Raw genomic sequence first — 15438 nt, 5'->3', positions numbered from 1 at the left:
TGCAGCCTTGCAGGCCTTAAAAGTACCGCCGCATTCTGTAGAAGCCGAGCAATCTTTGCTCGGCGGTCTACTGATCGATAACACAGCCTGGGATCGCCTGGGTGGTGTGTTAACTGATAAAGATTTCTATCGTCCTGAACATGCTTTGATCTACAAGGTCATTCAGCGTTTAGTTGGCGACAATCATCCCGCTGACGTCATTACTGTTCATGAGGCTGTTAAGTCTGAGCAAGGTGGCGATTTAGTTGGTATTGATTACCTCAATTCGTTAGCGCAAAGCACACCAAGTGCAGCGAACATTAAAGGCTATGCAGACATTGTTCGTGACCGCAGCATTCTGCGTCGCCTGATCGAAGTATCTGACAACATTGTCAACTCTGCATTTGTTCCAGAGGGTCGCTCTGTCAGAACACTCTTGGATGAAGCGGAATCCCGCATTCTCCAAATTGGTGAGGAGGGTAGTCGCAAAGCAGACTACCTCGAGATTGAGCCCTTGCTCAAAACCGTTGTTGCTCGTATTGATGAGCTTTACAACCGTCAAGGTGGAAGCGACATCACCGGAATTGCAACTGGATTTATTGATCTTGATAAACAAACTAGCGGCCTGCAAAAAGGCGACTTAGTCATTGTTGCTGGAAGACCGTCGATGGGTAAAACAGCTTTCGCACTTAATATTGCAGAGAACGTCGCATTGGCCGAAGGATTACCAGTCGTTGTGTTCTCAATGGAGATGTCGGGTGAGCAATTGGCAGCTCGTTTATTGGGTTCAGTGGGGCGCGTTGATCAAGGTCGCATGCGTACCGGCAAGTTGCAAGATGATGAGTGGCCACGCGTTACTGATGCGATTGCTCGTTTAAGTAATACCCAAATTTTGATTGATGAGACAGGTGCCTTATCAAGTCTAGAACTGCGTGCACGCGCACGTCGTATCGCGCGTAACTTTGGTGGAACGCTTGGCCTTGTTGTGATTGATTACTTGCAGTTGATGAGCGGCTCTGGTTCTGAGAACCGCGCAACCGAGATTTCTGAAATCTCACGCTCTCTTAAATCGCTCGCAAAAGAATTGCAGTGTCCAGTTGTTGCCTTGTCACAGTTAAACCGTGGTCTTGAGCAACGCCCGAATAAGCGCCCAATCATGTCTGATTTGCGAGAGTCAGGCGCGATCGAGCAAGATGCCGACTTAATTATGTTCATCTATCGTGATGAGGTGTATCACCCAGATACAACGCAAGACAAAGGTATGGCAGAGATCATTATCGGCAAACAGCGTAACGGACCAATTGGTACTGTGCGTTTAAGCTGGCAGGGTCCGTATACCAAGTTCGACAACTTGGCGATGGGATCAGTTGGCTACTCCTCTGGTGGATACGAACCGTTCTAAGTCAAAAGCAGAATGCTGAAACAAATCAGCAACAACAAATCAGAATAAAAAAGCCTCGCATTACGAGGCTTTTTAACTTAAAGAGAAGGGTATTTACTTGCTGCCCTCACACTTCTTAATGGATGCAGCTTTAGCAGCGCCATACAGCGGCTTGCCATCCTTGCTGACTGCCTTAGCTTCGCAATCATTGGGCTTGGCATCCCCCATACATTTCTTAATAGATGCATCTTTAGCAGCGCCGTAGAGTGGCTTACCTTCTTTGCTAACTGCTTTGGCTTCACAGGCTGCTTGATCTGCAAAAGCAAGCGATGGGATTAAAAAATTGAATGCAATGCTTAAAGCGATGATAATTTTCTTCATGTGAACATCTCCTGGTTGGTTGCCGCAAAAGTTAATTCTGTTTCATCACCATATTTTGAGTGGCCACTGGAGCGGGGAAGCCTGCTGCAGTTAGGGACTCGCTCATAACGCGGTTACTATCAAAGTAGACTTGCCAGTAGTCATTATTGTTGCAATAAGGACGAACGGCTAGTACTGGACCAACTAAATTAAATTCCAAAATATTTACCTCAACACCTGGATCTTGTAATACGTTTGGAATGTAGGCAATCTTTTCGCGAAGAAGCGCCATCGCAGCGTTTTGATCTGCCGCGCCAGATAGTTGGTACTTGAGATCAACGCGTCGATAGGGGCTATGACTAAAGTTCTGAATGGTGTCGGCTAAAATTTTCGTATTGCCAACCATAGTGGCAATATTATCTGGTGTATAGATAGTCGATGAGAATAGGCCAATCTCTTTAACGGTACCAGTAATGCCGCCTGCAGTAACAAAGTCACCTACTTTGAAAGGGCGCAACACGATTACAAATACACCTGCAGCAAAATTGGAGAGTAATCCTGCCCATGCAGCACCGATTGCAATGCCGGCAGTTGCAATTAAGGCGGCAAAGCTGGTTGTCTGAATACCGAAATAACCCAGGATTCCAATAACTAGAAGAATGTTCAAAGTGACAGATACAATAGAGCCTACATAACGAAGAATCGTTGGGTCTAATTTTTGAGTTTCAAGCCCCCTGCGAATCACCTTTAAAGAGATGCCAATTAACCAGCGGCCAATAACCCAAAAAGCAATTGCAGCCAAAATCTTGAGGCCGATATCGGTTGCTGCAGCGACCAAAATCTCTTGAATGCGGTCTAAATCTAATTCTTTCATTGCTTAATTCCTATGCTGTGGAAGGCTTTTGCAAATAAATTCTATAAAGGATTATTTCTAATATGCATCTGAAAGGATAGTGGCTATTGAGATAATCATCGAGTTAATTACTGAGTCGAAGATGTCAGTCTTCTAGCCTCAGTAAATCTAGCCGCCCAGTATGGCGTAGTGATGTATTCCAGGCGCACGGTTCCTCCAGCACTTGGAGCGTGGACAAACCTGCCTTGCCCTACATAGATGCCCGCGTGTGAGTACTTTGCGCCAGTAGTATTAAAAAAAACTAAATCTCCTGGTGCAGGTGGCCCGTTATCTACGCTTTGACCCCGATTACTCATCTCTTGAATAGTCCGCGGCAGTTTTATATTAGCCGACTTGTTGTAAACGTAAGCAATCAGACCGCTGCAATCGAATCCACCTTTAGGATTGTTGCCACCATAGCGATATGGCACACCAACCAAACCTACTGCTGCAATAGAGATGTCTTCTGTGCCTACACTCGTGTCTTGCTTGAACTGAGAAACTTTAACTGCATTATTTTTTGAGCTAAAGCTGCTACAACCCGACAGTATTGCTAGGGCGCAAATAAAAATGCCGCACCCCATTAGAGTGCGGCATGAGAGGGGTTGCTTAGAGTGCGTCAGCAGCATGATCCGCAAGGCGTGAACGTTCTCCGCGGGCTAGAGTCACATGTCCACCATGACGCCAGCCTTTGAAGCGATCCACTACATACGTTAGACCTGAGGATCCCTCAGTTAAGTAAGGCGTATCGATCTGCGCAATATTGCCTAAACAAACAATCTTGGTGCCTGGACCTGCTCGAGTGACCAAAGTCTTCATTTGTTTAGGGGTTAAGTTTTGCGCCTCATCAATAATTACAAACTTGCTGACAAAGGTTCTGCCGCGCATGAAGTTCATGCTCTTTACTTTGATACGTGAACGAATCAATTCTTGTGTAGCGGCACGACCCCATTCGCCAGCACCGCCATCCTCGTTGCGTTGCAACACCTCGAGGTTGTCATCAAATGCACCCATCCAAGGTTGCATCTTCTCTTCTTCTGTACCTGGTAAAAATCCAATGTCTTCACCAACGGGCACGGTGGCGCGGGTAATGATGATCTCGTTATAGCGCTTGCTATCAAGTACTTGCTCCAAGCCAGCAGCCAAGGCCAGCAAGGTTTTACCGGTACCCGCCTGACCCAACAAGGTGATGAAATCCACATCTGGGTTCATCAGCAGGTTCATGGCAAAGTTCTGTTCGCGATTACGGGCAGTAACACTCCACACATTATTTTTTTGATGAGAGAAGTCTCTCAAGGTTTGAAGTAGGGCGGTCTTGCCATTTATCTCTTTTACTTGAGCATAGAATGGAGTCGAGCCATCTGGATTTTCTTGATAGACAAACTCATTGACTAACATGCTCGGAACCGAAGGACCGTTTACGCGATAAAACATCGTGCCGGATTTACCGTCAGCCCAGCTTTCCATATCTTTGCCATGCTTTGGCCAAAAGTCTGCTGGCAATGCCATGACTCCGGAATACATTAAATCTCGGTCTTCCAGCACCTGGTCATTGAAATAATCTTCAGCAGGCAGACCTAATGCACGAGCCTTAATACGCATATTGATATCTTTGGATACCAAAACAACTTCTTGACCCTTACGCGTCTTTTGGAGCTCGCTCACAACAGCAAGAATCAGGTTGTCACCTTTACCTTCAGGCAATCCCTCTGGTAATGCTTGGGTGGTGAGTTTGGTCTGGAAAAAGAGGCGGCCTGAAACATCTTGATTGCCAAGCTTATTGAGTGGAATGCCTTCATCTAATGTGCCGCTAGTCCCGGCGACCAGTTGATCTAGAGAGCGGCTGACAGTACGCGCGTTACGCGCAACTTCAGTCATCCCCTTCTTGTGGTTGTCCAATTCTTCCAGAGTGGTCATTGGCAAGAAAAGGTCATGCTCGGAGAAGCGGAACAGAGAGCTCGGATCATGCATCAATACATTGGTATCGAGGACAAAGAGGCTTGGAGGGCCAGTGCGAATAATGCGCTTTGGCTTTTCTGGAACGCTAGCCACTTTGTTATCGCCGCGCTCACTACGAGTTACTGTTGGCCTACGATCACCTTTGATTTTCTCGAGCGCCACTTCAGCGGCAGAAAGATCCTCCTCTGCATCTGTCGCCCAATCAGGAGTATGGTTTTCCATCGAAACGGTTTTCGCTGGTGCAGGACGTTTCTTTAAATTTGGAGTATCTTTACTGCTAATTTTTACTTGACCAGCAATTTGAGTTGGGATTGGGGGCAATGGCATGCATACTCTCCTAAAAGAAAAAACCGCCAAGCGGATTGCATTGACGGTTTATAACGAAACTGGGTGCAAAACGATCTGTAAAACGGCGGGGGTTGTTTACCGAGCCTGCTGTTAAGTATTCAGGCTGATGAGTCAAACGGATTGTTAGACTTTCCCGTCGTTTACGGTGCATATAAACAACTTTACCCCAAATTTTGGGCTTTGCAAGTACCCCGGATTAAATTAATTTAAAAATTATTTAGTAACTTGAGCGGCTTGTAATACCTCTGTCACATGCCCTGGAACCTTAAGTCCACGCCACTCTTTAACGAGCTTGCCCGAAGAGTCAAAAAGGAAGGTGCTGCGCTCAACACCGCGAACCTGCTTGCCGTACATATTCTTCATCTTCATCACGCCAAAGAGTTGGCATAAGATTTCTTCGGTATCGGCAACGAGCTCAAATGGCAACTCCAGTTTGCTGCGGAAGTTGTCGTGAGATTTGAGGCTATCTCGAGATACACCAACGATCAAAGTATTGGCCTTGGCGAAGGCTTCAATATTGTCACGGAATTCACCGGACTCCGCAGTGCAACCAGGGGTCATGTCTTTTGGATAAAAGTAGATAACCAGTTTTTTGCCTTTGGCTGAATCTGGTGTAAAGGTCAGCCCCGATGTTGCTGGGATTGCGCACTGGGGCATTGGTTTACCGATTTCTACTGTCATGATGAGGCTCTCTTAATTAACTTTAGTGCTACTTATACGGCTTGCAAAATGAGTTCGCCACTTCGGTTGGGAATCTCTCCCCAGGTGATGGGCTGTACGGCTATTTTATCGAGTTGCTTGGTGGCTTCCCAAGATTGATGAAGCTCACCCATCGTAACTAGGTCGTGCCCTTGGTTCAGCCAGCCTGCCAAGAGTTGCTCAAAGGCTGGTAGAAGCTTCTGACCTTCGAGCTCGGCATGTAGTGTGAAGACCTGGTCATTCGGATTGCTTTGGGTGATTTCTAGTAGCTTCTTAACAGCGCCAAACTCATCGGCATCATCAATGCCAATTAACTCATCAAAAGTGGGGAGGGTAGTAGGGTACTGGACATGTTTTGCTTTGCCAGATGGAAGTTCAAAACGATAAGGCATCAAGTTAGGTTCAGCTCTGCCGTCGGAAGAATATTTAATGCCCCATTGATCCAGTTGCTCAAAAGCAGCTTCATTCATTTGCCAGCCAGCTGCACCATAAGTAACTGGTGGGTGACCAAAGATCTCCATAAAACGATCCCAGCTTTTTTGCATCTGTGCCTTAGTCCACTCGGGATCACGATTGCGCACGGCATCTTGCCAAGCCACATGATCCCAAGTGTGAATTCCAGTTTCATGGCCAGCAGCATCAATCGCACGCATTTCGGTGGCAGCTTGCTTACCAATGTCTGGACCGGGAAGTAGGACGCCGTAGAGCAAAGTCTTAATGCCGTAGTGCTCAACAACAGAAGTGCGACTCACTTTCTTTAGAAAGCCCGGTCTAAAAACTCGCTTAAGTGCCCAGCCAGTATGGTCGGGGCCTAAGCTGAATAAGAAAGTGGCTTTAAGACCAAAGCGTTCAAGCGTACGGGCTAGATTAGGGGCGCCTTCTTTGGTGCCGCGTAAGGTATCAACATCTACCTTGAGTGCAATCTTAGCCATGAACCTTGGAGCTTATTCGTTGTCAACCAAGTGACGCGCTTTTTCTACATCTTCCCGATAGGCTTCAAAAATATTCTTCAACGCATCGCTCATATTGGTTGTTGGCTTCCAACCTAATTCACTCATCGTATTGTCAATTGCAGGAACGCGATTCTGAACGTCTTGATAGCCTTCGCCGTAGTAAGCGCCAGAAGTTGTTTCCACAATTTTCACTTCATTAGCTGTCTTTGCGTACTCCGGAATACTGCGAGCAATCTCCAACATCTGATTGGCGAGTTCACGAATAGAATGATTGTTCTTTGGATTGCCAATGTTGTAGATCTTGCCATTAGCAATACCATCTTTGTTATCGATGATGCGCATTAAGGCGTCGATACCATCATCAACATAAGTAAACGCACGTTTCTGCGCGCCGCCATCTACGACATTGATAGATTCACCACGAACGATATGACCCAAGAACTGCGTCACTACGCGGGAAGAGCCTTCTTTTGGTGTGTAAATACTATCCAGACCAGGGCCAATCCAGTTAAACGGACGGAAGAGGGTAAAGCGCAAACCTTCCATGCCATAACCCCAGATCACGCGGTCCATCAATTGCTTAGAGCAAGCATAGATCCAGCGTGGTTTATTGATCGGACCATAAACCATATTGGATTTAGCGGGATCAAATTCGCCGTCTTCACACATGCCATAGACTTCAGATGTAGATGGAAACACCAAATGCTTTTTGTATTTAACGGCTGAGCGAACGATGGGCAAATTGGCTTCGAAGTCGAGCTCAAATACTTTGAGCGGTTGCTGAACGTAAGTTGCTGGTGTCGCAATTGCCACTAAAGGCAGGATGACGTCACATTTACGGATGTGATATTCAACCCATTCTTTATTGATAGTGATATCACCCTCAAAGAAGTGCATGCGAGGATGGTTTACTAAATCACCAAGGCGATCGTTTTGCATATCCATGCCATAGACATCCCAATCGGTTGTCTCAAGGATGCGCTTTGAAAGGTGGTGACCGATAAAACCGTTTACGCCAAGAATGAGTACTTTTTTCATCTTTACTGCCTCGTTTTTTAATCTAAAGAGTGCTACTTTTAATTTGTTAGCTGTTAGCTGGGAACCAGTCCAGTATCGCTACTGCTTTTTGGTCGCCACAAACGCCGAATACTTGATTATCAACCACTTGGATACCGGGAGCCTGAAGATCTAGCTCCCCCGGGAATGGGCCTTCTAGGCTGGTGCGAGACACAATCCTGCGTTGACCTTCCCAGTCGGTAAAAGCCCCGGGATAGGGGGGTGCAACCGCTCTGACGAGGTTGTGAACCTGCTGAGCTGTCTTATTCCACAGAATTTGACCATCTGCAGGCTTGCGGCCGCCAAAATAGCTTCCCTGAGCCAGATAATTGGGTTTTCTGGGGATGTGGCCCTGAACAAGCTCGGATAATACCTGATTCATTACGATAACCGCTGCTTTGCTGACTTTGCCAAACACTTCTGTGGCGGTTTCATTGGAGCCAATTGAGACGGCTGATTGCCCCACAATGTCTCCTGCATCTGGTTTGGATTCCATGATGTGCAATGTGGCGCCAGTTTCAGTTTCTCCGTGCAGAATGGCCCAGTTGACTGGTGCCCGCCCACGAAACTTTGGTAGCAGTGACCCATGCATATTCAAGGCGCCAATCTTGGCACAGGCCAAGAGCTCAGGCGGAATCATATGACGGTAGTAGAAGGAGAAGAGATAATCGGGTGCCAGTTTCTGAATCTGCGGCACAAGATCCATTAACTGATTTGCATTTGGTGTGATGTAAGGAATTTTTTTATCCTCACAAAGTTTGGCAACACTTCCAAACCAGACATTCTCATTGGGATCGTCTTGATGAGTCACCACTAGATCAATCTCAATGCCTGCACCCAGCAATGCCTTGAGGCAATTAACACCAACATCGTGATAAGCAAAGACGACTGCGTGCAATTATTTTTTCTCTAAAACAGTTTGCACAACATAGCGTGGACGCTCGCGAACCTGTTGGTAGATGCGGCCAATATATTCACCGAGTAAGCCAAGGCCAAATAGCATTACACCAATTAAGAAGAAGGTGAGGGCGAAGAGTGTGAAAACCCCTTCAACCTCAGCGCCTAGAACGAAGCGGCGAACTAAGAGGTATATAAACAGGCTACCTGCAGCCATTGCCAGCAACATTCCCAGAATCGAGAAAATCTGCAAAGGCATTACGGAGAATCCAGTCACCAAATCAAAGTTCAGGCGAATAAGTTGATACAGACTGTATTTAGATTCGCCGGCAAAGCGTTCTTCATGTTTGACGCTAATCTCAGTCGGATTAGATGCGAAGGTATAGGCCAGGGCTGGAATAAAGGTATTGCTTTCATCGCACTGACGTACTAGGTCAACGATGCGACGGCTGTAGCCACGCAGCATGCACCCTTGGTCAGTCATTGTGATCCGTGTGATTTTCTGGCGTAAATGATTCATCGCACGGGAAGCGAATTTTCTGAAGAAACTGTCGCGACGATTAGCGCGGATAGTGCCAACGTAGTCGTGACCTTTGCGTAATTCATTTACCAGAGCATCAATTTCTTCAGGCGGATTCTGCAGATCGGCATCGAGGGTGATGATATATTCGCCACGGGAATATTCAAAGCCAGCCATGATGGCCATGTGTTGACCAAAGTTGCTGTGAAATAAGACTGCACGAGTGACATCAGGGCGCAGCTCAACTTGTTTGGCTAGGATGCCAGCGGAGCGATCTTTGCTGCCATCATTTACAAACACCACTTCATAAGCAATGTTGCGCTTGCTAGCCATCATATCTAGTGCAGGGTATAGGCGATCAAAGAGTGCTTGAAGACCATCTTCCTCGTTATAAACGGGGATAACAATGCTAAGTGTGGGATTGCAGGCTTGGGTAGCTAAATTTGCAGTCATGCTGTAATTTTGCCTGATTCTGCTCTCAACTCTATTTTTTACAGTGTTTCTTCAAAATTCCAGTCAAAGCACTGGCTATACGGCCAATATCTTCATCCGCCATGCCTGGAAAGAGGGGTAGAGTCAAAATGGAGCGACCAATACGCTCTGCGATTGGAGTGGCTTGAACTTTGTAACCCAGCTCTTGATAAAGCGTAAATCCGGTAATGGTGGGGTAGTGAACGCCTGTGCCAATGCCCAAATCTTTTAACTCGGTCATTACCTGTGCTCGATCTACGTTCAATTGCTCAAGCGGCAGAATAACTTGGAACATATGCCAGTTGCTATCGGCAAAGTTTTCTACTGGCAACTCTAAGTTGAGTTTATCTAAACCAGCAGACCGCAATTCACTGCGAATGGCATCAAAGTACTGCCTTGCTAAAGCACTCCTACGCGCCTGAAACCCCGGCAACATTTTGAGTTGATGCAAGCCAATGACTGCATTCACATCAGTCAAATTATCTTTGCCGCCTAAGACATCTACATCCATGCCATCGACGCCTTGGCGTGTGAGTCCTTGCAGGCGAAACTTCTCCGCAAGCTTAGCTTCATCATCAGTGTTGAGAACAAGGCAGCCACCCTCAACAGTAGATAAATTTTTATTTGCCTGAAAACTAAAGCTCACGAGATCACCGATGCTGCCAATCTTTTGGCCTTTCCACTGCGATCCAAACGCTTGTGCTGCATCTTCAATTACGCGCAGCTTGTATTGCTTAGCGAGGTCATAGAGTTGATCCATATTGACGGGTAGCCCGGCCAAGTAAACCGGCATGATGGCGCGCGTCTTCGGTGTAACAGCTGCAGCTAGCTTGCTTAAATCAATATTGCGGGTGATGGGATCAATATCCACAAAGACGGGGGTAGCCCCAACACTCAGAATGACATTGGACGTTGCAACCCATGATATTGGGGTAGTAATCACTTCATCACCAGGACCAATGCCAGCAACCTGTAAGGCGATTTTCATAGTGGCAGTGCCGTTGGCAAAACAACGAACTGGACGACCACCAAAGTATTCGCTCAAGGTAGCCTCAAACTCAGCTAGTTTTGGTCCCGAGGTTACCCAGCCTGAGCGCAATACCTCGGCAACGGCATCAATAGTTTCTTGATTGAAGTGTGGGCGCGTAAACGGAATAAAAGGCAGGGTACTTTGAGTGACTGACATAGTGGCCTTAAGAATTTATTGTGCTGAGCTATTTTGCAACTCTGGGTGTTTAACAATCACGCGCCGAGAATCTCTACCCACCTCTTGTATGGGGACGTTTAATTTCTGTAACTCAACATATTGCTCTGGAACCATTAAGGCATAAGCCGTCTGATCTTCTTTCCAGCGCTCGATAAAAGCATCAAATGTGGGAAGCCACAATTGGGGCTCTTGTTTCACGCCAAACTCAAGCTCATCTGGAGATTCCACCATGATCATGGTTCTACCTAAATAGAAGGGTACTGTGTGATCTAGGATTCGTATGGAATAAAAATTGACTTTATCTGGGATGCCAGCTTTTACTTTTTCTACTAAGTCGATGCCCGAGACTGCGCGCCCCAGAGTTTCATGGCCCGTGCCCGCGATGATTGCACAGAGAAAAAAACTGCTCGCAAAGCTGGTGATACTGCTCAGGCCATTGCGTTTGCTTTGCGCCAACGCTAGAAGACTAAATGCAATCAATGCGATGAGTGCCGCAATGATCCAATAAGTATATTGGGCGTAGGATTCAATTTCATCTGGCCTAGCTTGTTTGCCAACTTCGCCTAAGAAGAAAAATCCAATACCACCTAAGATTGCAAAGAAGAGGGCTTGTAATTTCCAAGGCAATCCCAGTGAATTACTAAAACCCAGATTGCGATCTAAGCGATGGCCGACAAGCATTGCCAGTGCTGGAAAGACTGGGATGATGTAGCCAGGTAATTTAGATTGAGAGATGCTAAAGAACCCCATGATTACTGCAAACCAGCAGGTGAGCAACCAGCCGCTGGAGAACTCACGATTACGCTCTCGCCAGGCCTGAGTAAGGGCGCCAGGAGTTTGCGCAATCCATGGCAAAAAGCCTAGTAGTAGCAGTGGTATGAAGTAATAAATTGGACCCGTTCTACTGTGAGCCGTTTGCGTGAATCGTTGCAGATGTTCATGAATAAAGAAGAATTCCAGGAACTCTGGATTACGTTGCGCTACTAGAGCAAACCAAGGCGCAGTAATTGCTAAAAATAAAATCGTGCCGCTAATAATGTGTAGCCGTTTCCAGATTTTCCAGTCCCACGCTGTAATGGAATAAACAATAAAGACCATGCCGGGGATGGCAACCCCAATGACGCCTTTAGATAAGGTTGCTAGGGCCATGAAGACCCAGCAGGCCCACATCCACTTTCTGGTGTTGCTCGTGTTGCGAGCAGTTTGTGCCAACAAAAGACTACACAGTGCAGCAACTAAAAATGCTGACAACCCCATATCCAGTGAGTTGATGTGTCCACCAATCACCCACATTGGGCTGGACGCTAAAGCAATTGCAGCTAACCAGCCTGCCCGTGGGCTATAAATGCGTGCGCCAGTAAATCCAATAAATACAATTGTTATAAAGCCAGTGAGTGCAGTCCACAAGCGCGCCTGCCAATCACCGATACCAAAAAGATTAAAGGCGGTAGCGGTAGCCCAAATCTGTAATGGGGGTTTTTCAAAATACTTGTAGCCGTTGTAGCGGGGTGTAACCCAATCTCCAGTGACGAGCATCTCACGCGCAATCTCGGCATAACGTCCTTCATCAGACGGAATGAGGTGGCGGTAGTTGAGGGTGCCAAACCACAGCAAGCCATAGATTAGGACCAGAATCAAAATCGAGATTGGATTGAGGGCGCTAGACTGCCGAATTTGGCCAAACTGCATCAGACGGCTTCCACGATAAGAGCGAGTAGAACCTGGCGACCTTCTCCAACAAGAATGTTGTAAGTGCGACAAGCGGCTTGAGAATCCATTACTTCGAAGCCAACTTTGGCCTCGATCAGGGTTTTTAAGAGCTCAGGCTTTGGGAAGCGCTGGCGTTTGCCGGTGCCAATAATGATCAATTCAGGCTTGAGAGAGGCCATTTGAGTGAAATCTGTCGAACTTAGTTCCTCAAAGGACTTGATAGTCCACTCCAGGATTTCGCCATCTGAGCTCAATAAAACCCCGTGACTGTAGGGGATCTTATTGATCTCAATGTAGCCGTCACCGTAACCGGTGATCGTATTGGCTCCGGAATGGGGGTCAGATTGAAGCTTCACGTGGACTCTCTGTCATAATTATGTGGATTATAGCTAGCTGTTTTTTCCTAGTTTTCAAGAACTTACCCTTTAATTTATTGTGAAACCGATCCTAAAGTCCGAAAAACTCAATCACGTCTGCTACGACATTCGTGGACCCGTGCTGGAGCTTGCTCAGCGCATGGAGGAGGAGGGTCACAAAATCATCAAATTAAACATCGGTAATGTGGGTGTTTTTGGTTTCGATCCTCCAGAAGAGATTCAGTTGGACATGATCCGTAATTTGGGTAATGCCTCAGCGTACTCCGATTCCAAAGGAATTTTTGCAGCTCGCAAAGCCATCATGCAGTATTGCCAAGAAAAAGGCATCCAGGGTGTTACTTTGGATGACATCTATACCGGTAATGGTGTTTCCGAGTTGATCGTATTAGCAATGAACGCATTACTCAATAACGGCGATGAAGTTTTGGTGCCAGCCCCTGATTACCCATTATGGACAGCTGCTGTCAGCCTATCTGGCGGTACTCCAGTTCATTACTTGTGTGATGAGTCTAAGGAGTGGGCCCCAGATCTAGCAGATTTACGTAAACGAATTACGCCGCGCACTAAAGCGATTGTGGTGATCAACCCCAACAACCCAACAGGCGCAATTTACTCAAAAGAAGTATTGGCTGAGCTAACTTCAATTGCGCGTGAGCATGGTTTGATTCTCTTTGCGGATGAAATTTACGACAAAATGTTGTACGACCAAGAGAAGCATATCTCTTTGGCATCCTTATCCACTGATGTGGTCACAATTACCTTCAACGGTTTGTCCAAGAACTATCGCTCTTGCGGCTATCGTGCCGGCTGGATGGTGGTTTCTGGCGATAAAGAGATGATTCGCGATTACATCGAGGGTCTAAACATACTGTCCTCAATGCGCCTGTGCGCCAATGTGCCAGGCCAGTACGCCATTCAAACGGCATTGGGTGGCTATCAAAGCATTAATGACCTAGTCAGCGAAGGTGGTCGATTGGCTAAGCAACGTGATCTCGCATGGAAACTCATTACAGAAATCCCTGGCGTGACTTGCGTTAAGCCAAAGTCCGCTTTGTATTTATTTCCAAAGCTAGATCCTGAAATGTATCCAATCGAAGATGATCAGCAGTTTGTAGCTGATCTCTTGAAAGAGGAAAAAGTGTTGTTGGTGCAGGGCTCCGGCTTTAACTGGGGCAAGTCAGACCACTTCCGTGTCGTGTTCTTACCTCATGAGGATGTGCTTAAAGAGGCTATTGGCCGTCTTGCACGTTTTCTTGAGCGTTATCGTCAAAAACATAGTCGTAAAGCGGCTAACTCAACAGCAACAAAGGCATCATGAAACCGATTCAAGTTGGTCTATTAGGTATTGGCACTGTAGGTGGTGGTGTATTTACTGTTCTCGAGCGCAACCAGGATGAAATTACCCGTCGCGCTGGTCGTGGCATTCGTATCAATACCGTTGCTGACCTCAATGTAGAGCGTGCCAAAGAGTTGGTTAAGGATCACGCCCAAGTAGTGAGTGATGCGCGTGCAGTTATTAATAATCCTGAGATTAATATCGTTGTTGAATTGATCGGTGGTTACGGCATTGCTAAGGATTTGGTGATGGAGGCAATCGCTGCTGGCAAACATGTCGTCACTGCCAACAAGGCTTTGATCGCTGTACATGGCAATGAGATTTTTAAGGCTGCCCATGAGAAGGGTGTGATGGTTGCATTTGAAGCGGCTGTTGCTGGCGGCATTCCAATCATCAAGGCACTTCGCGAAGGTTTGACTGCAAACCGTATTGAGTGGATCGCTGGCATTATCAATGGCACAACGAATTTCATTCTTTCTGAGATGCGTGATAAAGGCTTGGACTTCGCGACCGTCTTGCAAGAGGCGCAGCGTTTAGGTTACGCAGAAGCAGACCCTACATTCGATATTGAAGGTGTAGATGCCGCTCATAAAGCAACCATCATGAGCGCAATTGCATTTGGGATTCCAATGCAATTTGAAAAAGCTCATGTTGAGGGTATTACGAAGCTTGATGCCGTCGATATTAAATACGCTGAGCAGTTGGGCTATCGCATTAAGTTGCTTGGTATTGCTAAGAAGACAACTGCCGGTGTTGAATTGCGTGTGCACCCAACCTTGATTCCGACTAAGCGCCTCATTGCAAACGTTGAAGGTGCTATGAATGCTGTTCAGGTATTTGGAGATGCAGTCGGAACTACGCTTTATTACGGTAAAGGCGCAGGCTCTGAGCCGACAGCCTCGGCTGTGATTGCTGACTTGGTAGATATCACGCGTTTATTGGGTGCTAGCCCTGAGAATCGTGTTCCTTACTTGGCATTTCAGCCTGATGCAGTGCGCGATATCACTGTATTGCCAATGGGTGAGATCACCACCAGCTATTACTTGCGTTTGCGCGTAGCCGATCAGGCGGGCGTGTTAGCGGATATCACTAAGATTTTGGCGTCCCATAGCATCTCTATTGATGCGCTCTTGCAAAAAGAAGCGGATGAAGGTGAAAGTCAAACTGATTTGGTTGCACTGACTCACGAGACCAAAGAAAAACACATGCTGGCAGCGATTCAGGAAATTCAGAATCTGAAAACTGTTGCTGGCGAAGTAGTGAAGATCCGTTTAGAAAATCTTTCTTAAGATA

Annotated in this window: 15 protein-coding genes; 3 read left to right on the top strand and 12 right to left on the bottom strand. The window is 46.7% G+C overall.

The genetic code is table 11. The annotated features are described in order from the left end of the window. Positions 1-7: 7 nt before the first annotated feature. Entirely contained in the window at positions 8-1381 is a 1374-nt protein-coding gene (gene dnaB, locus B7Y67_RS01490) for a replicative DNA helicase (RefSeq protein ID WP_293596998.1), read from the top strand. A 93-nt stretch (positions 1382-1474) separates the two neighbouring features. Here dnaB and B7Y67_RS01485 read toward each other — a convergent pair whose 3' ends face one another. From B7Y67_RS01485 to B7Y67_RS01430, 12 genes are all read right to left on the bottom strand, one after another. Then, complete coding sequence (locus B7Y67_RS01485; RefSeq protein WP_293596996.1) at positions 1475-1741, bottom strand: hypothetical protein; 267 nt, start codon at positions 1739-1741, stop codon at positions 1475-1477. Between the two features lie 31 nt (positions 1742-1772). Then, a complete protein-coding gene (locus tag B7Y67_RS01480) occupies positions 1773-2594 on the bottom strand; it encodes a mechanosensitive ion channel family protein (protein WP_293596995.1) in 822 nt (273 codons plus the stop codon). 107 nt (positions 2595-2701) lie between these two features. Further along, positions 2702-3241 carry a C40 family peptidase gene (locus tag B7Y67_RS01475; protein WP_293596994.1) on the bottom strand — a complete coding sequence of 180 codons (540 nt, stop codon included), beginning with the start codon at positions 3239-3241 and terminating at the stop codon, positions 2702-2704. Next, a complete protein-coding gene (locus B7Y67_RS01470) occupies positions 3222-4898 on the bottom strand; it encodes a PhoH family protein (RefSeq protein ID WP_293596993.1) in 1677 nt (558 codons plus the stop codon). The genes B7Y67_RS01475 and B7Y67_RS01470 overlap by 20 nt, the downstream gene beginning before the upstream one ends. A gap of 234 nt (positions 4899-5132) precedes the next feature. Beyond that, a complete protein-coding gene (locus B7Y67_RS01465) occupies positions 5133-5600 on the bottom strand; it encodes a peroxiredoxin (RefSeq protein WP_293596992.1) in 468 nt (155 codons plus the stop codon). A 32-nt stretch (positions 5601-5632) separates the two neighbouring features. Next, on the bottom strand, positions 5633-6550 hold the full coding sequence (locus B7Y67_RS01460; protein WP_293596991.1) for a polysaccharide deacetylase family protein: 918 nt from the start codon (positions 6548-6550) through the stop codon (positions 5633-5635). A 12-nt stretch (positions 6551-6562) separates the two neighbouring features. Continuing rightward, complete coding sequence (locus B7Y67_RS01455; protein WP_293596990.1) at positions 6563-7609, bottom strand: bifunctional UDP-4-keto-pentose/UDP-xylose synthase; 1047 nt, start codon at positions 7607-7609, stop codon at positions 6563-6565. 46 nt (positions 7610-7655) lie between these two features. Then, positions 7656-8525, bottom strand: coding sequence for a formyltransferase (locus tag B7Y67_RS01450; RefSeq protein ID WP_293596989.1), 870 nt, complete (start codon positions 8523-8525; stop codon positions 7656-7658). Continuing rightward, positions 8526-9497 (bottom strand): glycosyltransferase, encoded by a 972-nt coding sequence (locus tag B7Y67_RS01445; protein WP_293596988.1) that lies wholly within the window; start codon positions 9495-9497, stop codon positions 8526-8528. 31 nt (positions 9498-9528) lie between these two features. Continuing rightward, entirely contained in the window at positions 9529-10701 is a 1173-nt protein-coding gene (locus B7Y67_RS01440) for a DegT/DnrJ/EryC1/StrS aminotransferase family protein (protein ID WP_293596987.1), read from the bottom strand. Positions 10702-10716: 15 nt separating this feature from the next. Further along, the gene (locus tag B7Y67_RS01435; protein ID WP_293596986.1) at positions 10717-12411 is read right to left on the bottom strand and encodes a glycosyltransferase family 39 protein; all 1695 of its coding nucleotides are present in this window, start codon (positions 12409-12411) and stop codon (positions 10717-10719) included. After that, the gene (locus tag B7Y67_RS01430) at positions 12411-12788 is read right to left on the bottom strand and encodes an Mth938-like domain-containing protein (RefSeq protein ID WP_293596985.1); all 378 of its coding nucleotides are present in this window, start codon (positions 12786-12788) and stop codon (positions 12411-12413) included. Before B7Y67_RS01430 ends, B7Y67_RS01435 begins: the two co-directional genes overlap by 1 nt. A gap of 79 nt (positions 12789-12867) precedes the next feature. Between B7Y67_RS01430 and B7Y67_RS01425 the strand changes: the two genes are divergently transcribed. Continuing rightward, the gene (locus B7Y67_RS01425) at positions 12868-14127 is read left to right on the top strand and encodes a pyridoxal phosphate-dependent aminotransferase (RefSeq protein ID WP_293596984.1); all 1260 of its coding nucleotides are present in this window, start codon (positions 12868-12870) and stop codon (positions 14125-14127) included. Then, positions 14124-15434 carry a homoserine dehydrogenase gene (locus B7Y67_RS01420; protein WP_293596983.1) on the top strand — a complete coding sequence of 437 codons (1311 nt, stop codon included), beginning with the start codon at positions 14124-14126 and terminating at the stop codon, positions 15432-15434. The genes B7Y67_RS01425 and B7Y67_RS01420 overlap by 4 nt, the downstream gene beginning before the upstream one ends. Positions 15435-15438 lie beyond the last annotated feature (4 nt).

The sequence above is a fragment of the Polynucleobacter sp. 35-46-11 genome (genome assembly GCF_002281105.1).
Note: the sequence above shows the minus strand (reverse complement) of the source record. Positions and strands in the feature narration are given on the sequence as shown.